Here is a 20,837-nt window from a genome sequence, read left to right as displayed (position 1 = left end):
CGATAAAACTTGCAGCGTGCAGATTGGATAAAACCAAGTTCTGCTGACTCTACGAATTGGGTTTATTGACCATGTCAATGAACCAACCAGTCAAGCCTGACGACCATAGCGACTTGGTCCCACTCCTTCCCATCCCGAACAGGACAGTGAAMCGAGCCAGCGCCGATGATAGTGCGGATTCCCGTGTGAAAGTAGGTCATCGTCAGGCTATTTACCCCTCAAAACCCCTCCAGCTCAGGCTGTGAGGGGTTTTGTTTTTGGGTGATCTGAATATTCAGCCGGATTCAAGAGTGCGCGGCAAACGAATCGGGCGGTGATGAACAATGCCGCCTGCCGACATGGGCGGATTTCGGATGCCCGTTGGGTGCTGTTGCCGTATTGAATTGGTGGCGCCAATTCAGGCCCACTCAAAACAAATCAATTTGCGGAGCCAGGGGCGCCGCAGGCAGTTCCCAACTCGCGACTTCGCTGTAGCGGTAGCCCGCCCCGTCACCCTCGCTGCGGACAAGCAGCACGCGATCGATGGTCCAGTCGATGGGTTCTATCGCGATGGGCGCATCGGCGATTGCGGCGAGATAGCTGAGGGTGATGTGCGGCACGTTCTGCGCCGACGCGCTGAGCCCTTGCTTTGCGAGCGCGGCGTTGATGGCACGTAGCAGATCGACGAATCCGGCCGGCATCCCTCTCGGCTTCAATGCGGAATAGCCTTCGTTGCTGACAATCCAGCTGAGCGTCATGGTGACAGCGTGCGCCGCGATCAAGCCACCCGCCCGCAGCAGGAGTTGTTCCACCTCCGGCATCTCGTCCGGCCAATAGCGACCCGACAGTGACTGATGCCAGTTGGCGCGCGCAACCAGCAAGGTGCGCAACCGCTGGTCCAAATGGAGTCCCTGAATTGCCGTTTCGATGCAGTCTCCTGCGTCAGCCGATGGGCAGGCCATGAACAGGTAGCGCGGCCGGCTCATCGGGTCCCCCGCCTCTCATCAAGACGATTTGTAATCGGTGGCGTCCGCTCAGTCACCTTAGTCCCTCACGCGCGACCGCCGCCCAGCGACTGCCGCACGAAGCGAACCAACGCACGTGCGGTTTCCGAGCCGCTAGGCAGCGGCAGGGTCAACGCTTGCACAGTGTCAATACCGGCCAGCATGCGCCATCCGGGCAGCACGTCGACCAGCGCAGCTGCCGTCAACGAGCCCAAGCTCGGCGTCCCGGCCGCAGCGTCGTCCTCATCCCGCAGCGCCCGCAGCGGCTCCACGCAGAAATCCGGTGCGATGACCAATCCGGCGCCGTGGCGCGCCAGAGCAACAAGCCCGTCCAGGTCGCTGCCCCAGGCCACCGCCTGCAGCGACACGCTCTGCCGTCGTCCATCGTCGTGCTGCCACTCGGTGACGACGGGCTCCTCTCCCTGGCCCAGCAGCAGCAGGGGTGCGTTGGCGAGATCCTGGGGCTCTTGCGCAGATGTGTGTCGGCCGCGACCGTAGACGCGGACCACAAACGGCAGCACCGGCTGGGCGACCCATTGCTCGGGTGGCTTGCTGGTGACGCGGAACGCGATGTCCAGCCCTTCGCGCATCAAGTCCACGCGGCGATCCGTGAAGAAGAGTTCGTAGCGCACGGCCGGGTGCAACAGTTGGAAGCGCGCGAGCAAAGGCGCGAGCACATGCCGGCCAAAACCGGCGGTGGTGCTGATGCGGATCGTGCCGTCAAGCTGGTCACGCGCGTGCCGCAGGGCCAGGCGGGCGCTCTCTGCCGCATCACGAACGGCGCGGGCACGGGCGTGGAGGCGCCGGCCGGCCTCCGTCAGGCCCAGGCTGCGCGTGCTGCGAGCGAACAGCGCCAGGCCGACTGCGTTCTCGATAGCCGCAATGCGGCGGCTGATCGCCGCGCGTGTCAGCCCGAGGTCCCGCGCCGCCTGGGCAAAGCTGCCGGCCTGGGCAATGCGTGCGAAAAGCTCCAGCGCATTCGCGTCCAAAGCCTCTTCGGCAGCGGTCTGGCGGCGTCGGCCGACGCCAGGCGGGACGGGGTTCTTTGTCGACATTTTGTTGACGATCTGGGGCTTGTAGACGATCTACTGCTTGAAAAGTTGCCAATCTAGACTGCCTCCACCGCCGCCACAAGCGCGCTGACCCGAGGTTCCGATGAACAGCCTTCCCTTGACCCCTGCCGATGCGCTGCCGCTGCCCATTCCGGCGACAAGTGCACTGGACCTGGACGACACCCACGCCCGCGACCTGCAGGTGCGTGTCTGTCCGACGCCGCTGCGTTGCAGCGATGGCCGCCTGCTTGCGGCGCAGTGGTTTGAGCCCCCGCATGCCGTCGGCGTGCGCGCGGTGGCCGTGATAGGGGCCGCAACGGCGGTGCCGGCCAGCTATTACCGCCACTTCGCGGAGTGGCTGGCCAGGCGCGGCTATGCCGTGTTGAGCTTCGACTATCGAGGCATCGCTGCCTCGCGCGAGGCTTTGCAGCCCGGCGAGGACGTGCGCCTGCGGGATTGGGCTCGGGTGGACATGGGCGCAGCCTTGCACGCGGCAGACAAGCGTCGGCGCGAGGAGGCTGCGGCCCAGCGCCGCGAACTCGGCCTGCTGTGGGTCGGGCATTCGCTGGGCGGCAACTCGGTCGGCCTCGTGCCCGGCTTCGAGGACAAGGTGGATGCGCTGCTTGGCGTTGCGGCCCAGGTGGCCTACCTGGGGCATTGGTCGGGCTTCGCGCGCCTGCAGGCTTGGCTGTTCTTCCATCTGATGCTGCCGGTCGCAGTGAGGCTGTTCGGCCATGCGCCCGGCCGCATGCTCGGCCCGCGCGCCGAGAACCTGCCTGCTGCCGCGGCGCTGGAATGGGCCGCGTGGGGGCGAAAGCCCGGCTTCCTGTTCGGCGACGAAAGCCTGGCGCGCGAGCGGAGCTACCACCGGTTTACCGGCCCGGCGCATCTGTGGAGCGTCACAGACGACCATCTCTTCGGTCCTGCCGCCGCCGTCGACGCGCTGGCCGGCCATTTCAGCGCCGCGCGCGTGCAGCGCCATGCCGTCGCTCCGGCCGATCTGGGCGTCAGCAAAATCGAGCATTTCGGCCCCTTCCGACGTGACCTGGGTGCCAAGCTTTGGCCGCGCCTGCTCGAGCCCATCGAAGCCGCGACACCTCGGCTTGCAGCACGCTTGCACTCGGCGTAAGCACCGCTGCGGTGCACGCTTGGGCGCGGCTAAGGTCGCGTCATGATTGACGACCGCTTTCTTGCCGACAACACCGCCGTGCTGCGCGCGCCGGTGCGGTTCTATTTCGACTTCTCCTCGCCCTATTCCTACATCGCCTCGGAGTGGGTCGAGGCCGTCGCCGCCCGGCATGGCCGGCGCGTGCAATGGCATGCCATCCTGCTCGGCGTGACCTTCCAGGCTGCAGAGCTGAGATCGCCCGTGGCTCACCCGATCAAGCGCGACTACACGCTGCGCGACTTCGAGCGCTCGGCCCATTTCGCCGGACTGCCCTACCGTCAGCCCGATGCCTTTCCGATCGCGACGCAGAACGCGGCGCGCGTGTTCTGGTGGCTGAGTGATCAGGACCCGGCCCGCGCCGTCGCTTGGGCGCACGCCGGGCTGCGCGCCTATTTCACGCGCGGTATCTTGCTCGGTGATGTTGAGGCACTGAAGGGGCTGTTGGCCGATTCCGGCATTGATGCCGACGCGGCCGAGGCCGCCTGGAGCGACCCGGTCTGGAAGAACCGCCTCAAAGCCGAGAACGACGCTGCCATTGCCGCTGGCGTGTTTGGCGCGCCTCATTTCATCGTCGACGGGGAACCCTTCTGGGGCAACGACCGCCAGGCCCAGATCGAGCGTTGGCTGGGCAGCGGCCCGTTCAAGGGACTGGCCTGAGGATGTTCACGCTCGCGTCATGACATACGGGCAGCATGCCCGCCATGCCGACGACGCAAGACTCCGCTGCCGCCGACACGCCCACGCTGTCGGTGCGAACTGTCTGGATCTCTGACCTGCATCTGGGCACCCCCGGTTGCCAGGCCAAGGCCCTGCTCGACTTCCTGCGCGACGTCGAGTGCGAGACGCTCTACCTCGTCGGCGACATCATCGACGGCTGGCAGCTGCGCCGCTCCTGGTACTGGCCGCAGGCGCATAACGACGTCGTGCAGAAACTGCTGCGCAAGGCGCGCAAGGGCACGCGGGTCATCTTCATCCCCGGCAACCATGACGAATTCGCGCGCAAATACCTCGCGCACAACTTCGGCGGCGTCGATGTGATGGAAGAGGCCATGCATGTGACGGCCGACGGCAAACGGCTGTGGGTCACGCATGGTGACCTGTACGACGGCGTCATCCAGTGCGCGCGCTGGCTGGCCATCGCGGGCGATCTGGCCTATGAGTTCACGCTCAAGGTCAACCGTTGGTTCAACCGCATCCGCGCCAAATGCGGCCTGCCGTACTGGAGCCTGTCGCGCTATCTGAAACACAAGGTCAAGCGCGCGGTCAGCTATATCAACGAGTTCGAAAACGCCGTTGCCCGTGAGGCCAGGAAGCGCGGTGCGCACGGCGTTGTCTGCGGCCACATTCATCATGCGGAGATCCGCGAGATCGACGGCATCCTTTACTGCAATGACGGCGATTGGGTGGAGAGCCTCACAGCCCTCGTCGAGCACTTCGACGGCCGGCTGGAGATCATCGACCGAGGCGACGAAGCGGCATTGCCCGGCATGCTGCCTGCGCCGAAGACCGTGCCTGTGGCGCTGCCGATGCCGGCAGCCGCGAAGGCCGCGGCACCGGATACGGTCAGCTCAGCCTGAGCAATGCCTGGCCGGCGCGGATCTGCACGTCCGGGGCAATGCCCTCGGCCAGGTCAAAGCCCTTGGGCACGAAGACGATGATGGTCGAACCGTGCTCGAACCAGCCCATCTCCTGGCCTTTCACGTGCGGCGCCGAGCAAGGCATCTCGTTCGCACCCTTGCGGCCGAGATGCAGCAGCACGTCGAGGAAGTGCAGGCGGATGCTGGCCACCAGGATGGCCGCGACAGGCACCAGCGCGATCGGATGACCGCTTGAGAGCGTCATGCGCACCACGGCGCGCTCGTTGCGACAGAACAGCCGTTCCACACGCTTCAGTGCCACCGGATTCACGTTCCACGTGTCTCCGCTCAGATAGGTCACATGCTCCACCGTGCCGTCCGCCGGCGCGTGGAAGCGGTGGTACATCGCCGACGTCAGCCGCAGCGTGACGAAGCGGCCGCCCTCGAAGGCGCAGGCGTCCTGGGTCGGCCCGAACAGCTCCTCGGTCGAATATGGAAACCCCTTGGCCTGGTAGACCTGCCCGCGTTCGACGACGCCGGTCGCGCCGACGATGGCGTCGCTGGGGCTTGCAAAGATTTCAGGCCGCGCGTCGAACACGCGTGAGCCGGGTCTCAGCTCGCGGGTGAAGCAATCCTTCAGCGAACGGAAGCTCTGGTGCTTGGCCTCGCTCAGGTCCAGCGGCGTGAACATCCGCCAGACGGCAATGGTCAGCCGCGTCAGCCACGGGCTCTCGATGCGTGAGAAGCGACCCATCATCTGCGTGAGCGCGATCCGCGGCACGCGGTTGGTCAGCAGGAAGTTCAAGTCTTCCTGCGCCACGAGGCGTTTGAACCATCCCCGGCGGGGCCGCGCGTGGTCATTCATCCCGACGCTCAGCGCGGGCGATGCTTCGCGGTCTTTCATCAGAACTTCTGCTCCAGCATCTCGCGAAAAACGCCGCGGCGGATGGCCTTGGCGGTCAGCTCGGGCGCGGTCCACCACCAGCCGTCAGCACGCATCTCGTCGCACGCGGCGATGAAGCGGTTCATAACCTCGGCGAACTCGGCGTCGCTGTAGTTCAGGCTGAAGATCAGCCGGCCCGTGCCCACCCAGCTCAGCGCCAGGCCATGCTTGCGCAGATAGAACTGCAGCATCCAGTGGTAGCGGCCGGGCTGGTCGTACATCACGGTCCAGATCGTCGACAGATTGGCCATGCGCACAGGCGCGCCGGCCGCCTGCAGGCGGGCGTTGAACTGCGCGCAGCGCGCGTTCCAGCGTGCGTCGAGGCCGTCGTACAGCGCTTTCGTCTCGGGGCGCTCGATCCGCTTCAGGAACGCCGCCATTGCGGCCACCACGTAGGGGTGCGCATTGAAGGTGCCGCGTGCAAAGCAGATGTCCGCCGGCCGGTCCTCGCGGTAACGCTGCATCAGTGCGCGGCTGCCGCACACCACACCCACCGGCAACCCGCCGCCAAGCGTCTTGCCGTAGGTGACGAGGTCGGCCTTCACGCCGAAGTACGCTTGAGCGCCGCCCGGTGCCAGGCGAAAACCCACGAACACCTCGTCGAAGATCAGCACGATGCCGCGTGCCGTGCACACCTCGCGCAGCTTCTTGAGCCAGGCCGTGTAGGCCTCGCGGTCGTAGCTCGCGCGGCGGCTGCCGTCGATCAGCGCGGAGTCACCCGGCGCACTCGCGTTGGGATGAAGTGCCTGCAGCGGATTGACCAGCACGCAGGCGATGTCGCGGCGCGTCGCCAGCACCTTGAGCGAACGCTCGGCCATGTCCTGCAGCGTGAAAGTCTCGCGCGGCGGCAGCGGGTTGCCCGGGCCGGGCTGCACGTCCTCCCACCAGCCGTGGTACGCACCGGCAAAGCGCACCAGGCGCTTCCTCTTGGTGTGATAACGCGCCAGCCGCACGGCCTGCATGACGGCCTCGGTGCCGGACATGTGGAAGCTCACCTCGTCCTGACCGGAGATGGCCTTCAGCCGCGACAGCACATCCAGCACGCAGGGGTGGTAGGCGCCGAGCACGGGGCCGAGGTTGCGCGCCGTTATGACCGCCTCGTCGATGCATTCCTTGTAGGCGTCATAGCCCAACACATTGACGCCGTAGGAGCCGGTCAGGTCGTAGAGCCGGTTGCCGTCCAGGTCCTCCACCTGCACGCCCTCGCTGTGCTTCAGGAAGGCGCCCACCTTCAGATGCTCGCGCAGCACGGGGCTGAACTGGAAGGGCACGCGGTAGCGGCCGGTGAAACGCAGGTCGGAGATGGTGTCGCGCGCCTGCTCGGTGGCCGCGAGCGTCTTCGCAAAGCGCGTGTTGAACTCGGCGCCCAGTCGCTGCAGCGCCGCCTTGCGCTGCGCGGCCACATCGGCCGGCGCGCCGTCGGCCGCGAAGAACTGCGCCTCGTCGTAGGCATAGCCCGGCACCCAGCGCGCTAGCCGCTTGGCCATGCGCGAATGCCCGGCCAGCGACCGGTGCTTGGCCCGCGACAGCTCGATGCGCCGCTTGGCGGCCGGCAGCAGCGCCAGCAAGCCGAGCGCCAGTGCCGAGAAGGTGAGGGTTTCGTCCATCAGCTCAATGCGCCTGCTGGCCGACGTGGTCCATCGGGTCAATGAGCTGACCGCGCAGCAGGTACAGCGGCGCCTTCCAGTACAGCATCACGTCGTGGAAGGGGTCGGTGATGATCTTGAAGCCCCAGGCCAGACCCTGCATCAGGTTCTGCGTCACCCACAGCTGCACGACGCGGAAGACCAGGCCCGTCACGCCCAGGCAGAACCAGGCCATGCCCACGTCCTCGACATAGCCCTGCAGGCCCACGGCGGGCTGGATCAGGCCGCCCAGCGACGGCGCCAACCACAGCACCGCCGGCAGCGCCACCCACACCGCCATGAGCACGATCTTGCGGCGGATGTTGTAGCCAATCTTGATCTCTTCCTTGTACTCGTCGGTGGCCTGGTTCACCTCGTCATAGCCACGCGGCTCGAAGAAGAAGTGGCCCGCCTGGCGCGTCGTCATCGATACGCACCAAGCCAGCAGTGCCGACCACGCGGGATTCACGAACAACAGCGCATACGACACCAGGAAGCTCAGCGCGCTGATCAGGTGCAGGCTTTGGTTGATGCGGCTGTGGTGGTAGTAGCGGTGGTCGTCCCAGCGCTGGGTCTTCAGGGTTTGAAAGAATTCGTTCACGTCCCGTCCTCGTGTTTGGGTGGCTAGCGGCGCGATGGTGGGCTGCTTGCGTGAAATCGGCGTGACGGTCCGGTTGTCATCGTGCTGTTGCATGAACTGCTGACCATGCGCGCATGAACACCCCACCCGACGCCGACGACATCCTGGTTGACGACTTGCCCGCGCCGCGCCATTCGCGTCGGCTCGCGGTGGTGACGGAGACCTATCCGCCCGAAGTCAACGGCGTCGCCATGTCGATGGCTCGCGTCGTGGACGGTCTGAACCGCCGCAACCACGACGTGCAGCTCATCCGCCCCCGCCAGCCAGCCCGGATGGGCATGCAGCCCACCGGCAAGCCCGAGATCGACGAAGTCCTGACCAAGGGCCTGCCCGTGCCGCTGTATCCCAACCTGCGCATGGGTGTGCCCAGCAAGCGCAGCCTCGTGAAGCTGTGGTCGCTGCGCCGTCCCGACGTCGTTCACATCGCGACCGAAGGGCCACTGGGTTGGTCGGCACTCCAGGCGGCCCAGCACCTGTCGCTGCCCGTCACGTCCGACTACCGCACCAACTTCCATGCCTACGGCAAGCACTACCGCCTGGGCCTGCTGTCCAAGCCCATCATGGGCTATCTGCGCAAATTCCATAACCGCTGCGACGCAACCATGGTGCCCACCGAGGCCATGCGCGTGCTGCTGGCCGAACGCGGTTTCGAGCGGCTGTCGGTGGTGGGCCGTGGTGTCGATACGCAGCGCTTCGATCCGGCGCGACGCAACGCTGCGATGCGCGCAAGCTGGGGCGCCGCGTCTGACGACCTGGTCATGGGTTACGTCGGCCGCCTGGCCCCCGAGAAGAACCTTGGCGTCGTGCTGGCCGCTTTTGAAGCTGTGAAGCGGCTGCAACCGCGTGCCCGCCTCGTCTTCGTCGGCGACGGGCCGATGCGTGCCGAGCTGGCGGCGCGTGTTCCCGACGCCGTGTTTGCAGGACAGCGCGGTGGCGACGATCTGGCGGCGCATTACGCAGGGCTGGACCTTTTCCTGTTTGCAAGCCTGACCGAGACCTTCGGCAATGTGACGACCGAGGCCATGGCCAGCGGCTGCGCCGTCATCGCCTTCGAGAGTGCGGCTGCGGGCGAGTTGATCCGTAGCGGCGTGAACGGCTGGCTGGCCGGGCCGGGCAAGGAAGACGCCTTTGTCGCGGCGGCGGGCGTTGCCGCCATGGACGCCAACGCCCGCCGGGTGGTGGCCGAGGCGGCGCGAGCCACGGCAAGGCGATTGGATTGGGCCGATATCACGGCGCGTTTCGAATCGGTGCTGGAAGGCGCCATCGCGCGCGGCGAGCCGGTGTTCCGACTGACGGGTTTGCAGGCCGCGGCCTGACGCGAGGAGCCTCTAGGCGCGGCTGCGGGTGTCCACCCAGATCAGCGCTGCAATCGCGCCCGCAACCAGCACGCCCAGCCCGCTGAGCGTCACCGCGATCGGCACACCCGCGGCTTCGCAGCCGGCATAGGTCGCCAGCATCGCCAGCACGCTCAGGTTTTCATTGAACCCCTGCACGGCGATGGACCGCCCCGCGCTCAGCAGCGTCGCGCCGCGGTGCTGCAGCAGCGCGTTCAGGGGCACGACCATCGCGCCACCCACGGCGCCGACCAGAGCGAGCACGACCGCGGCCGTTGCCACCTCGCTGACCTCGGCCACCACTGGCATCAGCAGGCCCAGTGCGATGCCGGCCCAAAGCCCATGCCGCGCCTGGTGCAACGCCAGCCAGCGCCCTGCCGCCGCCGCGCCGCCGATGACGCCCACCGCCACCGCCGCCTGCAGATAGGCTGCCTGGCTCAAGGGCAGCGCGAGTGCCTCGCCAGCCCATCTCAACACCGCGAACTGCAGCGTCGCCCCGACGCCCCAGAACAGCGTCGTTGCCGCCAGCGACAAGCCACCCTCGCGGTCGCGCCAGAGTGTGCGGTTGGCAGCGCGGAATTCGCGCAGCAGCGTCGCTGGATCGTGCGCGACGCTGCGCTGGCGCCGCCCGCTGTCCGCGATGCCGGCGTTCAGCAGGCTGGATACCGCATAGATGACGAGCAGGGCCGCGAGCGAGCCCGTCAGCTTGTCGGCCGGCAGGTTCAGGCCATCGCAGAAGTCGGCCATGCCCGAGGCCAACCAAAGGGGGCTGACCAGCGCGCCGCCCAGCACCGCGCCCAGCAGTGCCGCGGAGACGACGCTGATCTCGATCCAGCCATTGGCCTTCACGAGCGCCTCGGGCGCCGCCATCTCGGTGATGAGGCCGTACTTGGCCGGCGCATAGGCCGCGGCGCCGAGGCCGACGACCGCCAGCGCGGCGACCGGGTGCAGGCCGAAGGCCAGCAGCGCGAGGCCCACCATCTTGACGACATTCATCGCCGCCATCACGCGGCCCTTGGCGAAGGCGTCGGCCAGTGGCCCGACCCAGGGCGCGAGCAGCACATAGGCGGCCATGAAGCCCACCTTCAGCAGTGGCGCCCACCACAGCGGGAAGCCCTGCTGCGCGAGCAGCGCGATGGCGACGATGAGCAGGGCGTTGTCGGCCAGCGCCGAGGCGAACTGCGCGCCGATGACGAGGCCGAAGCCGCGCGGCAGGGCGGGGCGTGCGGCGCAGAGTGAGTGGGTGTCGGAGGAGGTGGCGTGCACGAGTGCCGCACTGTGACAGTGCGGCGTGAAAAGGCGATGACGCGGCCGGATTCCGGGCAGCGAAAGGTGGGGCTGCTCTTCAACAGCCGCGCTCGCCCCACGCGCCTCAGCCTCTGATCACCACCTCGAACAGCAGTGCCAGTTGGCTGGCGATCAGCAGCTCCTGGCGCGTCCAGGCCCGCGTCGTGCGGGCATCGACCAGCCACAGGGCGCCGGCCAGCTGCGCACCGTCATACAGGGGCACCTCGATACGCGCCTCGGCGGCGCCTTGCAGGCCGGACAGCTCGGCATGGCAGGGATGCAGGGCCGCATCCGGCAGCGCGAGCGGCGCGCCATGGCGGGTCAGCAGGTCGACGTAGCGCGGCTGCTCAGCGTTGCTCAGTCCGCCTTGGCCGAGCGGCCAACGGATCACGCTGGCCAGCCCGAGGATGCGGATGCTCGCCGCCTTCAGCTCAGCCAATGCCTCGGGCGGCGTTGCCGTGGACAGGCGCTGGCGCTGGCCGCACAGATGCAGCAGCAATTCCTCCGGCGTGACCGGCGTGCCGGCCTCCTCGGCCGGCGGCGCGGCCAACGTCGTGCGAGCGGGCAGGCTGAGGCGCTCGATCTCGGACTGCAGGGCCAGGTGTTGCCAGAGGTGGTCCAGTGCGCCGGGGGCATCGCCCTCCGCCTGCAGCAGCTCGGCCAGTTGCAGGTGGGCCTGGCGTGCCTGCGCACGAGCCTGGATGCGCTGGGCCAGGGCCAGGCCGTGGCGGGTCGAGCGCACGGCGGCGGCGTTGTCGCCGCGGGCCAGGGCGATCTCGGTCCAGGTGCGGCTGGCGGCCGCCTCCAGCCAGGGGTAGCCGTGGCGAGCAGCAATGTCGAGCGCCAGACGGCAGTCGGCCACGGCCCAGTCCATGCGCTGACGGGCCAGCGCTGCGCGGGCAAGATGCCAATGCGCCTCGGCCTCGAAGACGCGGTGGCCGCCGCGCCGCGCCGCGGCCAGGCCATGGCTGAAATGGCGCTCGGCGGCGGGCAGGTCGCCAGTCTCAAAACTGCCGACGCCGATGTTCAGCGCCAGCTTGGCGGCCAGGTAGCTGTCGTCGCCGCCTTTGCTCAGCAACGCCATCTGCTCGCCGGCATCACGCATCTGGCGCAAGCCGCGGGCCCAGCCGCTTTGGGCGTAGTGGATCTGGCCCAGGCCGATGCGCGCAGCCACGCCGGTCTGCAGGTGGCCGCTGACTTCCGACAGGTCCAATGCGCGCGACCACTGCTCGCTGGCGAGCTGGTACTCGCCTTGCTGATAGGCGATGCGGCCCAGAGCCTCGCAGACTCGCGCGGCCTGCACCGGGAAATGACCGGCTGCGGCCAGGGCGCCGGCCTGCTCAAGCGCCGGCAACAGTTCGAGCGCGCGACCGCGTGGCTCCAGCAGGCCAAAGCGCGCATACAGGGCGTCGACACCGACAGCGGTGTCGCCCGCCGTGAAAGCGTTTACGCTGAGCGCATCCAGCAGCCGGTCGGCCGCGGCAGGGTGGCGATGGGCGACGCGGGCGATACGGCCCAGCAGGTCGGCCAGGGCTTCGCTGGCGGCAGGGTGGAGGGTGAACACGGCGGCGGATCCGGATGGATCGGGTTGGTTTCTCACTGGTATTCTTGTCGATTCCGAGAGCAAGCCGCACTCCGACTCGGGCTGATCCTTAGCCCAATCGAGTGGCCGTAGACCAGTTTAAAACCAATTGACGTGCATGGTCGTTGGTATTAGAGTGGTATCGACAGAATCCCGTCGACCATGCCGCCTGTTCTCGATCCCTCCCTGCTGACTTCCCACGACTCCGGCCGGCCTGCGCGCTGGTGGGTCGGCATCGACGGGGGCGGCACCAGCACGCGGGCCGTCGTGGCCGATGCGCATGGGCACATTCTCGGCCGCGGTGAGGCAGGCGCTTCGGCCCTCGGCCAGGGCGCCGAGCAGGCCTGGCGGCATATCGCCGAGGCCATCGACCACGCCGGCGTGCCTGGTTTGACGCTGCGGGATTGCGCTATCGGCCTGGGCCTGTCGGGCACCGGCGTGCCGGCGCAATTGCGCGCCTTTGTCGCGGCCGACCCCGGCGTGGCTCGCTTCAGTTTGGTCACCGACGGCCTCGTCGCCCTGCTGGGCGCCCATGATGGCCAGCCCGGTGCACTGTTGATTTCAGGCACTGGCTCGGTTGCCGAGGCCCTGCTGCCCGACGGCAGCCGCCGCATGGTGGGCGGCTGGGGCTGGCAAATCGGCGATGAGGGCAGTGGCGCGTGGCTCGGCCAACAGGCCATGAAGCTTGCTCAAGCCGCCTACGACAGCCGCGTCCCGGCCGGTCCGCTGGTGCAGGCCGTCTGGCGCCAGACCGGCGCGACGCGCGAAGAAATGCTGGGCTTCTGTGCCCAAGCCGGGCAGAGGGGCTATGCCAGCTTGGCGCCCCTGGTCTTCGAGCACGAAGAAAACGACCCTGCCGCCAGCGTGCTGCTGGCGCAGGCGGCGGGTGCGCTCGACGCCCTCGCTGCCGCCCTCCATCCCACCCTGCCGCTGGCCCTGGCCGGCAGCATCGCGCTGCGCTTGGGCGCGCGCCTCAGCCCGGCCTTGCAGTCTCGCCGTGTCGAACCTCAGGGCGAGCCGGTCATCGGCGCGCTCTGGTTGATTCAACAACAAGAAATGAACCACGCATGAGCGCCGTCTTCAATTTCAAGCCTGATCCCAATGCGGCGTCGCCGCTCTACATGCAGCTCGCGCAGAGCCTGGCGACGGCCATCCGCGAGGGGGTCTTCCACGCCGACGAGGCCCTGCCCAGCGAGCGCGTGCTGGCCGAGCAGCTCGAGCTGTCGCGTGTCACCGCGCGCAAGGCCATCGACCGTCTCGTCGAGCAGGGGCTGATCATCCGCAAGCGCGGCTCGGGCAACTACATCGCGCCCAAGCTGGAGCAGCCGCTGACGCGCCTGACCAGCTTCTCGGAAGAACTGCACCAGCGAGGCTTCGTGCCCAGCTCGCGCTGGCTGCTGCGCGGCTTCACGCCGGCGGCACCCGACGAGCAGCTGTCGCTGGAGCTGAAGAGCGGTGAGCGCGTCGCCCGCCTGGAGCGCTTGCGCCTGGCCGACTCGGTCGTCATGGCCTACGAAGTCTCGGTGCTGCCGCAGACCGTGCTGCCCGACCCGCAGAAGGTCGAGGCGTCGCTCTACACCCATCTTGGCGACCGCGCGCCGGTGCGCGCGCTGCAGCACATCCGCGCGCTGAATGCCGACGCCAAGCTCGCCGGTCTGCTGGAGGTGCCGTTAGGTGCGGCCGTCCTCTTCATCACGCGGGTCGGCTATCTGTCCTCGGGCCAGGCCGTCGAGCTGACGCATTCCTATTGCCGAAGCGACTACTACGACTTCGTGGCCGAGATGCGCAGGGACTGATGAAACTTCGACTCGAAGGCGACATCGTCACGCCCCAGGGCGTGATCACCGGCCACCTGGACATCGCCCACGGCCGCATCGCGGCCGTCAGCGGCACGCCCATCGATGTCTTGCGCGCCGGCGAGGGCGGCCGGTCCATCCTGTTGCCCGGCTTCATCGACACCCATGTGCATGGCGGCGGTGGCCGCGACACGATGGAGGGCGGCGACGCCATCGCGACGATTGCGCGCCGCCACGCCCGCCACGGCACGACGGCGCTGCTGGCCACGACGATGACGGCGCCGGTCGGCGAGATCGAGGCCGCGCTGAAGGCGCTGGGCCCGGTCTGCCGCCAGCGCGGCCGCCAGTCGGCCCGCGTGCTCGGCGTGCATCTCGAAGGCCCGTACATCAGCCCTGATCGACTCGGTGCCCAGCCTGCGCATGCCATCCCCGCGACGCTGGAAGAGGTGCAGCGGCTCAACGAATTCGCGCCCATCAAGGTGCTGACCATCGCGCCCGAGATGGTCGGCCACCTCGCGCTGATCGGCCCGCTGCGCGACGCCGGCATCCGTGTGCAGATCGGCCACAGCAATGGCGACTATGACGACGGCGTGGCGGCCCTCCAGGCCGGCGCCGCGGGCTTCACCCACCTCTTCAACGCGATGACCGGCCTGCACCACCGCGAGCCCGGCATGGTCGGCGCGGCGCTCGCCCACGGCGAACACGCCGAGCTCATCCCCGACCTCATGCATGTGCACCCCGGCGCCATCCGCGTCGCGCTGCGCTGCATCCCCGGCCTGTTCTGCGTGACCGACTCGACCGCCGCAGCCGGCATGCCCGACGGCGAATACCGCCTCGGCGAATACACGGTGCAGAAATGCCTGGGCGGTGTGCGCCTGGCCGACGGCACGCTGGCCGGCAGCGCCCTGACGATGGACCAGGCGCTGCGCAACCTCGTGCAGACCGTGGGCCTGACCTTGCCCGAAGCGTCGCGGCGTGTGTCGACCGCGGCCGCCGAATACCTGGGCCTGACAGACCGCGGGCGCCTTGAGGCTGGCGCCTGGGCCGATGTGGTCGTGATGGATGCCGCACTGAATCTGCGGCGCGTGTTTGTAGAAGGTGAAGAGATCGATGTCGTCGTTGATGCTTGAAGAGGCGCTGAGCGCGCCGGACGTGGTGGCCCGCCAACTGGCAGCGGACCCGCTGAGCTATACCCGCCTGGGCCAGGCGCTGCAGGAGCAGCCGCCCAGCAGCGTGCTGACGATTGCGCGCGGCAGCTCCGACCATGCGGCTCACTACCTGGCCTACCTCGTCATGGCGCGCCTGGGCCGGCTGGTCACCTCGCTGCCGATGTCGCTGATCACGCTCTACCAGAGCCGCATCCACTGCCAGGGCCTGCTGTCGATGGCCTTCTCGCAGTCCGGCCAGAGCCCCGACCTGATCGCGCCGACGAAGTTCTTCCGCGAAGGCGGTGCGCGCACGGTGGCCTTCGTCAACGCCAGCGGCTCGCCGCTCGCGGCCGCGGCGGAACACGTGTTCGAGCTGCACGCCGGCCCTGAGAAGAGCGTGGCCGCTACGAAGAGCTATATCGCCCAGCTGGTGGCCGGCGCCCGCGTCGTCGCTGCCTGGCAGCAGGACGACGCCCTGCGCGCCGCGCTGAACGTGCTGCCCATCGCGTTGGAGCAGGCCGCCAAGCTGGATTGGAGCGCCGCGCTGCCGGTGCTGCAGAACGAGGACCGCCTCTTTGTGCTCGGCCGTGGCACGGGCCTGGCCGTCGCGATGGAAGCGGCGCTCAAGCTCAAGGAAACCTGCGGTATCCAGGCCGAGGCTTTCTCGGGCGCCGAGGTCAAGCACGGCCCCATGGCCCTGGTGCGCGACGGCTATCCACTGCTGATCTTCGCGCCGCGCGGCCCGGCCCAGGCCGGCCTGCTGGCCATCGCCGAGGAAATGCGCAGCCGTGGTGGCCGCGTGCTGCTGGCCGCCCCCATCGGTACGCCCGGCGCCGAGCTGCCGCTGGTCACGACGGGCAACGAGGACCTCGATCCCATCGCCCTCGTGCAGAGCTTCTATCCCATGGTCGAGGCGCTGGCGCGCGCACGGGGCTTCAACCCCGATGTGCCGCCCAACCTGGCCAAGGTCACCAAGACCCACTGAGAACAGCCATGAGCACCTTCGACCCCGGCCGTCTCGTGATGGTCGATATCCCCGGCCAGTCTCTTGACGCTGAGACTGCGGCCTTTCTGCGCCAGCAGAAGATCCGCTCGGTCTGCCTGTTCCGCAAGAACATCGGCAGCGAGAGCGAGGTGCGCGCGCTGATGAGCGACCTCATCGAAGTGCTCGGCCCTGAGGCGCTGATCGGCATCGACCAGGAGGGCGGCGCCGTGGTTCGCGTGACCTTCCTGCCGCAGCCGCCGTCGGCGATGGCCTTGGGCGCGAGTGGCGACGCCGACCGTGCCGAGGCCGTGGGCGCCGCGGTGGCGCGCGGGCTGAAGTCGCTGGGCATCAACTGGAATTTCGCGCCGGTGCTCGACGTCAACAACAACCCGGCCAACCCGGTCATCGGCGAGCGCAGCTTTTCCAACGACCCGGTCGAGGTCAGCCGTCTCGCGGCTGCGTGGATGCGTGGCTCGCTGCGCGAAGGCGTGGCCTGCTGCGTGAAGCACTTCCCCGGCCATGGCGACACGCATGTGGACTCGCACCACGCCCTGCCCACCGTCGACAAGACGCGTGCCGAGCTGAACGCACTGGAGCTGGCGCCCTTCAAGGCACTGGCCTCGCAGGCGCCGGCCATGATGACGGCCCACATCGTCTACCCGCAGATCGACCCTGACCGCCCGGCCACGCTGTCGCCGCAACTGATCGGCGGCATCCTGCGCCAGGACTGGGGCTATGACGGCGTCGTCATCACCGATGCGCTGATGATGAAGGCCGTGGCCGAGCGCTTCGGCTACGCCAGGTCCGCCGTCATGGCCATCGAGGCCGGCGCCGACATGGTGCTGGCCCAGGGCTCGCCGGCCGAGCAGCTCGTGGCGATCCACGCGCTACGCGATGCCTTCAACAGCGGCCGATTGACGCCCGAGCAGGGCGAGACGGCCAATCGCCGCCTGGACCGCCTCGCCGCCGCCTACCCGGCCCGCGCCGTGGACGACAGCGCTGCCCGGGCGGCCGACCATGCGTTGATGGCCGAAGCCTGGGCCGCGGGCCTGACCGCACTGCGCGGTGCCAGGCCGCCGGCTTTGGATGCACCCATCCGCGTCATCGTGCAGGGCGATGTGCCGACCGACATGGTCTCCGAGGCCGGCCCCACTGGCCGACAAGCCGTGGCCCTGTTCGAGTCCTTCAGCGACGCCCAGGTCCAGATGGTCGACGACATCGCCCAGCTCGACTGGCGCACCGTGCCCAAGGACGGGCGTGTCAATGTGCTGGTCTCTACGCGCCGCGCCCGCTACGGCTTGGCCGCGAGCGAGTGGCGGCCGGACCTGCACCTGTCGCTGTGGAACCCCTACCAGAGCCTGGACGTCGCCGGCCCGACCGTGCTGAGCTGGGGCTTTGCGCCCGGTGCGCTGGCCGGCCTCAAGGCCTGGCTGGAAGGCCGAGCCCAAGCCACCGGCCGCGCGCCGCAGGGACTGCAGTGATGGAACAGGCTCGGACTCCAATGAGGTGGGTGCCCACCCTGTACTTCGTGCAGGGCATGCAGTTCTTCGTCGTCATGCTCATCGCGGGCCTGATGTTCAAGAACCTGGGTGTCGAGAACGACCAGATCGCCCGCTGGACGGCCGTGCTCGGCCTGGCGTGGGCCATCAAGCCGCTGTGGAGCCCCTTCCTTGAACTCGCGCGCAGCAAGAAGCTGATCGTCGTCGTGGCGCAGTATGTGGGTGCTGTCGGCCTGGGGCTGATGGCGCTGGCGCTGCACCTGCCGCACTGGTTCGGCGCGGCCATCGTCGTGCTTTTCCTGATCGCCTATGCGTCGGCCACGCATGACATCGCATGCGACGGCCTCTACATGGCCTCGCTCGACGAGAAGCGCCAGGCCGCCTATGCCGGCTGGCAGGGCGCCTTCTTCAACGGCGCGCGCTTCTTCATCACCGGCGTCATCCTGAAGCTGGCAGGCCACCTGGAAGGCACGATGGGCGCGGTCAACGCCTGGTCCACCGTCTTCCTGGCGCTCGCCGGCCTGGTGGCCGTGCTGGCCACCTACAACGCCCGCTTCCTGCCCGGCACGCTCTCCACAGAGCACAGCGAGCTGACGGCCTCGGGCGTCGCCGCCATGCTGAAGGAGGTTGTCGTCGACTTCTTCCAGAAGCCGGGCATCTGGCGCGCCGTGCTCTTCATCGTCATGTTCCGCTTCGCCGAAGGCCAGGTGCAGACCATTGGCCCGCTCTTCCTGCTGGAAGCGCGCGACAAGGGGGGACTCGGCCTGACGACCGGCCAGGTGGCCGACGTCTACGGCTGGGTGGGCACGGGTGCGTTCCTCGTCGGGTCCGTGCTGGGTGGCTGGGTCACCAGCAAGCTCAGCCTGCAGCGCGCGATGCCGCTGCTGCTGGTGGCCATGAGTGTGCCCAACATCACCTTCTATTACCTCGCCAGCCAGCTGCCGGCCGATATGCCGCACATCGCCGCCGCCGTGGGCGTGGAGATGTTCGGCTATGGCTTCGGCTTCGTCGGCATGATCCTGTACATCATGCAGGCCGTGGCCCCGGGCCGCTTCCAGACGGCCCACTATGCGCTCGGTTCGGGCGTCATGCAGCTGGGCTTCATCTTCGCCAAGTCCATCAGCGGCGACATCCAGATCGCGATGGGCTACCAGCAGTTCTTCGCCTGGACGATTGGCTGTGGCCTGCCGGCATTGCTGCTGCTGCTGTGGGTGCCGATGCCGCGCAAGGCCGCGCCGGCCGAGGCCGTGCCGGCATGAAGGCCGCGGCGCTGTTGCTGGTTGCCGCGGCTCCTGCATTCGCCGCTGGCGAGTTCTTCGACGACTTCTCGCAGACCAGCCTGGACGCGCTCCGCCAGAGCGGCTGGGTGCTGCGCGAGGGCACCGGCCACCCGGGCCTGCCGGGTGCACGCTTCGCCACCACCCAGCTCTCGCTGGACGGCGGACTGCTCAAGCTGAAGATGTCAACGGACGGCACGCCGGCCAACACCTCGCTGGCCCAGCTCTGCGCGGCTCGCAAGTTCCTGGTTGGCACGACGACGGCGCGTGTGCGCTTTCGCGACACGGCGGGCTCACGCGACCCCATCGTCCAGAGCTTCTTCCTGGCCGGGCCGCTCAAGCACGACTACGACCCCGACTTCAGCGAGGTCGACTTCGAATACCTGCCGCATGGCGGCTGGGGCGAGCCGGAGACGCGGCTCTACGGCGTCAGCTGGCACACGGTGCGCATCGACCCCTGGGAGTCCTTCAACCAGGCCTCCATCGTGCAAGGCTCCTTCGACGGCTGGCAGCTGCTGACCGTGCAGGTCGAAGCCACGCGCACCCGCCATTACGTCAACGGCAAGCTGATGGGCGAGCACACCGGCCGCAATGTGCCGAGCAAGCCGATGGCGATCAGCTTCAACCATTGGATTTCCGACGGTGCGACGGCGGGTGCGCCGCGCGACTACGAATTTGAGGTCGACTGGGTGCTGCACGAGGCCGGCAAGACGCTGAGCTCCACCGCGATGCAGGCCCGTGCCGCGCAATTGCGCAAAGAGGGCGTGACCCGCCGCGATACCGTGCCGGATGCCGGCCTGACGAGCGAATGCAATCTATGAAGAAGACCCTGATCGCCGCCCTGGCGCTGGCTGCCTCCCTTGCGCAGGCGCAAACGAAGCCCGTCGTCGGCACCTACATCCTGGCCGAACGCGGCGTCGACGTCGTCGAGCAACTGCAGCCCGGCCGTGTCACACACCTGCTCTATGCCTTTTTACTGATCTGCGGTGAAGGCGAGCGCGCCAAGGAGGCCACAGCCTGTGCCGGCAAGCCCAACTTCAGCATCGCACCGCATGCCGACCAGGACATCTTCTCCGCCGCCTTCCAGCGCCTGAAGGTCCGCGACCCCAAGGTGCAGGTGCTGGCATCGGTGGGAGGCTGGGGCGGCTCCGATCCCTTCTTCCACCTGGCCGCGACAGCCCAGGGCCGCGCGGCTTTCGTCAAGTCCTCGGTGGACTGGCTGCGTGCCCACCCGGGCTTCGACGGCCTGGACATCGACTGGGAGCATCCCGGTTCCAACGGCTCGGTCAACGGCGTGCCACTGGGCAGCCCGGCCGATGCCGAGAACTACGTGCTGCTGATGCAGGATTTGCGCGTGGGGCTGGATGCCCTGGGTCGCGATGTCGGCAAGCGCTACGCGCTGACCACCGCGATTGCCACGACCAAGGAGCAGTTGGCTCGCATGGCCATGGGCCGCGCGGCGCTGTCGTTGGACCTGGTCTTCATGATGACCTACGACTTCGCCGGTCCCTGGACCAAGAAGGCCGTCAACCACACCGCGCTGCGCAGCGCCAAGCCCAGCGACGACACCAGCCTGGAGGCGTCGGTCGCCAACCTGAAGCGCGAGGGCGTGCCGGCTGCCAAGCTCGTCGCCGGCGTCGCCATGTATGGCCGCGGCTTCGACGGCGTGAAGGCCGACGGCCGCTATGCCAAGCCCTGGCCCAACGAGGACGGCTCGGTGCCTTTCAAGGACATCGATTCGTTGACGGGCATGAAGGCCCACTTCGACAAGCGCACCCAGTCCTGGGCCATGGTCGGCGGTGGTCGCTTCGTGGGTTATGACGACCCGCGCGCCGTGCGCGCCAAGGTCGCGTTCGCGAAGAAGCAGGGCCTGGCTGGCGTGTTCGCCTGGGAACTGAGCCAGGACAACGGCGAAATCCTGAGCGCCATGCAGCCGTGAGT

General features: G+C 68.1%; 19 protein-coding genes and 1 rRNA gene. 13 read left to right on the top strand and 7 right to left on the bottom strand.

The window, feature by feature from the left end; translation table 11 throughout:
• Nucleotides 1–95 precede the first annotated feature (95 nt).
• Nucleotides 96–208 (top strand): 5S ribosomal RNA (gene rrf / locus ACXJKM_RS17150).
• Between the two features lie 199 nt (nt 209–407).
• On the opposite strand, the gene ACXJKM_RS17145 is transcribed toward rrf, so the two are convergent.
• Both ACXJKM_RS17145 and ACXJKM_RS17140 read right to left on the bottom strand, forming a co-directional pair.
• Nucleotides 408–965 (bottom strand): 2'-5' RNA ligase family protein, encoded by a 558-nt coding sequence (locus ACXJKM_RS17145; protein WP_457353886.1) that lies wholly within the window; start codon nt 963–965, stop codon nt 408–410.
• A gap of 65 nt (nt 966–1,030) precedes the next feature.
• Nucleotides 1,031–2,038, bottom strand: a complete 1,008-nt coding sequence (locus ACXJKM_RS17140; RefSeq protein WP_457353884.1) for a LysR family transcriptional regulator — start codon at nt 2,036–2,038, stop codon at nt 1,031–1,033.
• A gap of 100 nt (nt 2,039–2,138) precedes the next feature.
• Here ACXJKM_RS17140 and ACXJKM_RS17135 point away from each other — a divergent pair, with 100 nt between their 5' ends.
• From ACXJKM_RS17135 to ACXJKM_RS17125, 3 genes are read left to right on the top strand one after another with little or no spacing between them, the layout of a single operon-like run.
• Nucleotides 2,139–3,164: an alpha/beta hydrolase family protein gene (locus tag ACXJKM_RS17135; RefSeq protein WP_457353882.1), complete on the top strand. Its 1,026-nt coding sequence runs from the start codon at nt 2,139–2,141 to the stop codon at nt 3,162–3,164.
• A 42-nt stretch (nt 3,165–3,206) separates the two neighbouring features.
• Entirely contained in the window at nt 3,207–3,860 is a 654-nt protein-coding gene (locus tag ACXJKM_RS17130) for a DsbA family protein (RefSeq protein WP_457353880.1), read from the top strand.
• 35 nt (nt 3,861–3,895) lie between these two features.
• Complete coding sequence (locus ACXJKM_RS17125) at nt 3,896–4,780, top strand: UDP-2,3-diacylglucosamine diphosphatase (RefSeq protein WP_056194611.1); 885 nt, start codon at nt 3,896–3,898, stop codon at nt 4,778–4,780.
• Here ACXJKM_RS17125 and asd read toward each other — a convergent pair.
• From asd to ACXJKM_RS17110, 3 genes are read right to left on the bottom strand one after another with little or no spacing between them, the layout of a single operon-like run.
• The gene (asd, locus tag ACXJKM_RS17120; RefSeq protein WP_457353878.1) at nt 4,767–5,684 is read right to left on the bottom strand and encodes an archaetidylserine decarboxylase; all 918 of its coding nucleotides are present in this window, start codon (nt 5,682–5,684) and stop codon (nt 4,767–4,769) included. The genes ACXJKM_RS17125 and asd overlap by 14 nt on opposite strands.
• Entirely contained in the window at nt 5,684–7,330 is a 1,647-nt protein-coding gene (locus ACXJKM_RS17115; protein WP_457353876.1) for an aminotransferase class III-fold pyridoxal phosphate-dependent enzyme, read from the bottom strand. Before ACXJKM_RS17115 ends, asd begins: the two co-directional genes overlap by 1 nt.
• Before the next feature lie 4 nt (nt 7,331–7,334).
• Entirely contained in the window at nt 7,335–7,949 is a 615-nt protein-coding gene (locus ACXJKM_RS17110; RefSeq protein ID WP_457353874.1) for an Mpo1-like protein, read from the bottom strand.
• A gap of 113 nt (nt 7,950–8,062) precedes the next feature.
• On the opposite strand from ACXJKM_RS17110, the gene ACXJKM_RS17105 reads away from it, so the two are divergent.
• Entirely contained in the window at nt 8,063–9,304 is a 1,242-nt protein-coding gene (locus ACXJKM_RS17105; protein WP_457353872.1) for a glycosyltransferase family 4 protein, read from the top strand.
• 12 nt (nt 9,305–9,316) lie between these two features.
• Here ACXJKM_RS17105 and lplT read toward each other — a convergent pair whose 3' ends face one another.
• Together lplT and ACXJKM_RS17095 are read right to left on the bottom strand one after the other, a co-directional pair.
• Nucleotides 9,317–10,588: a lysophospholipid transporter LplT gene (gene lplT / locus ACXJKM_RS17100; protein WP_457353870.1), complete on the bottom strand. Its 1,272-nt coding sequence runs from the start codon at nt 10,586–10,588 to the stop codon at nt 9,317–9,319.
• A 106-nt stretch (nt 10,589–10,694) separates the two neighbouring features.
• On the bottom strand, nt 10,695–12,173 hold the full coding sequence (locus ACXJKM_RS17095) for a GAF domain-containing protein (protein ID WP_457353868.1): 1,479 nt from the start codon (nt 12,171–12,173) through the stop codon (nt 10,695–10,697).
• A 180-nt stretch (nt 12,174–12,353) separates the two neighbouring features.
• Here ACXJKM_RS17095 and ACXJKM_RS17090 point away from each other — a divergent pair, with 180 nt between their 5' ends.
• From ACXJKM_RS17090 to ACXJKM_RS17055, 8 genes are read left to right on the top strand one after another with little or no spacing between them, the layout of a single operon-like run.
• Nucleotides 12,354–13,262: a BadF/BadG/BcrA/BcrD ATPase family protein gene (locus ACXJKM_RS17090; protein WP_457353866.1), complete on the top strand. Its 909-nt coding sequence runs from the start codon at nt 12,354–12,356 to the stop codon at nt 13,260–13,262.
• Nucleotides 13,259–13,987 carry a GntR family transcriptional regulator gene (locus ACXJKM_RS17085; RefSeq protein WP_056194626.1) on the top strand — a complete coding sequence of 243 codons (729 nt, stop codon included), beginning with the start codon at nt 13,259–13,261 and terminating at the stop codon, nt 13,985–13,987. The genes ACXJKM_RS17090 and ACXJKM_RS17085 overlap by 4 nt, the downstream gene beginning before the upstream one ends.
• Nucleotides 13,987–15,117 carry an N-acetylglucosamine-6-phosphate deacetylase gene (gene nagA, locus ACXJKM_RS17080; RefSeq protein WP_457353864.1) on the top strand — a complete coding sequence of 377 codons (1,131 nt, stop codon included), beginning with the start codon at nt 13,987–13,989 and terminating at the stop codon, nt 15,115–15,117. The genes ACXJKM_RS17085 and nagA overlap by 1 nt, the downstream gene beginning before the upstream one ends.
• A complete protein-coding gene (locus tag ACXJKM_RS17075) occupies nt 15,098–16,120 on the top strand; it encodes an SIS domain-containing protein (RefSeq protein ID WP_457353862.1) in 1,023 nt (340 codons plus the stop codon). The genes nagA and ACXJKM_RS17075 overlap by 20 nt, the downstream gene beginning before the upstream one ends.
• 8 nt (nt 16,121–16,128) lie before the next feature.
• Nucleotides 16,129–17,601: a beta-N-acetylhexosaminidase gene (nagZ, locus tag ACXJKM_RS17070; RefSeq protein WP_457353861.1), complete on the top strand. Its 1,473-nt coding sequence runs from the start codon at nt 16,129–16,131 to the stop codon at nt 17,599–17,601.
• A 20-nt stretch (nt 17,602–17,621) separates the two neighbouring features.
• Entirely contained in the window at nt 17,622–18,878 is a 1,257-nt protein-coding gene (locus ACXJKM_RS17065) for an MFS transporter (protein WP_457353859.1), read from the top strand.
• Nucleotides 18,827–19,717, top strand: a complete 891-nt coding sequence (locus tag ACXJKM_RS17060) for a glycoside hydrolase family 16 protein (protein WP_457353857.1) — start codon at nt 18,827–18,829, stop codon at nt 19,715–19,717. Before ACXJKM_RS17065 ends, ACXJKM_RS17060 begins: the two co-directional genes overlap by 52 nt.
• Nucleotides 19,714–20,835: a glycoside hydrolase family 18 protein gene (locus tag ACXJKM_RS17055; RefSeq protein WP_457353855.1), complete on the top strand. Its 1,122-nt coding sequence runs from the start codon at nt 19,714–19,716 to the stop codon at nt 20,833–20,835. The genes ACXJKM_RS17060 and ACXJKM_RS17055 overlap by 4 nt, the downstream gene beginning before the upstream one ends.
• Nucleotides 20,836–20,837 lie beyond the last annotated feature (2 nt).

The sequence above is a fragment of the Roseateles sp. P5_D6 genome (genome assembly GCF_054049415.1).
The sequence above is the reverse complement of the archived record's forward strand: the minus strand, read 5'-3'. Positions and strand labels throughout refer to the sequence as shown.

What these genes read in the sequence shown, in the direction of transcription:
- ACXJKM_RS17145 (WP_457353886.1), bottom strand. Translation starts at nt 965, where the DNA reads ATGAGCCGGCCGCGCTACCTGTTCATGGCCTGCCCATCGGCTGACGCA.
- ACXJKM_RS17140 (WP_457353884.1), bottom strand. Translation starts at nt 2,038, where the DNA reads ATGTCGACAAAGAACCCCGTCCCGCCTGGCGTCGGCCGACGCCGCCAG.
- ACXJKM_RS17135 (WP_457353882.1), top strand. Translation starts at nt 2,139, where the DNA reads ATGAACAGCCTTCCCTTGACCCCTGCCGATGCGCTGCCGCTGCCCATT.
- ACXJKM_RS17130 (WP_457353880.1), top strand. Translation starts at nt 3,207, where the DNA reads ATGATTGACGACCGCTTTCTTGCCGACAACACCGCCGTGCTGCGCGCG.
- ACXJKM_RS17125 (WP_056194611.1), top strand. Translation starts at nt 3,896, where the DNA reads ATGCCCGCCATGCCGACGACGCAAGACTCCGCTGCCGCCGACACGCCC.
- asd (WP_457353878.1), bottom strand. Translation starts at nt 5,684, where the DNA reads ATGAAAGACCGCGAAGCATCGCCCGCGCTGAGCGTCGGGATGAATGAC.
- ACXJKM_RS17115 (WP_457353876.1), bottom strand. Translation starts at nt 7,330, where the DNA reads ATGGACGAAACCCTCACCTTCTCGGCACTGGCGCTCGGCTTGCTGGCG.
- ACXJKM_RS17105 (WP_457353872.1), top strand. Translation starts at nt 8,063, where the DNA reads ATGAACACCCCACCCGACGCCGACGACATCCTGGTTGACGACTTGCCC.
- ACXJKM_RS17090 (WP_457353866.1), top strand. Translation starts at nt 12,354, where the DNA reads ATGCCGCCTGTTCTCGATCCCTCCCTGCTGACTTCCCACGACTCCGGC.
- ACXJKM_RS17085 (WP_056194626.1), top strand. Translation starts at nt 13,259, where the DNA reads ATGAGCGCCGTCTTCAATTTCAAGCCTGATCCCAATGCGGCGTCGCCG.
- nagA (WP_457353864.1), top strand. Translation starts at nt 13,987, where the DNA reads ATGAAACTTCGACTCGAAGGCGACATCGTCACGCCCCAGGGCGTGATC.
- ACXJKM_RS17075 (WP_457353862.1), top strand. Translation starts at nt 15,098, where the DNA reads ATGTCGTCGTTGATGCTTGAAGAGGCGCTGAGCGCGCCGGACGTGGTG.
- nagZ (WP_457353861.1), top strand. Translation starts at nt 16,129, where the DNA reads ATGAGCACCTTCGACCCCGGCCGTCTCGTGATGGTCGATATCCCCGGC.
- ACXJKM_RS17065 (WP_457353859.1), top strand. Translation starts at nt 17,622, where the DNA reads ATGAGGTGGGTGCCCACCCTGTACTTCGTGCAGGGCATGCAGTTCTTC.
- ACXJKM_RS17055 (WP_457353855.1), top strand. Translation starts at nt 19,714, where the DNA reads ATGAAGAAGACCCTGATCGCCGCCCTGGCGCTGGCTGCCTCCCTTGCG.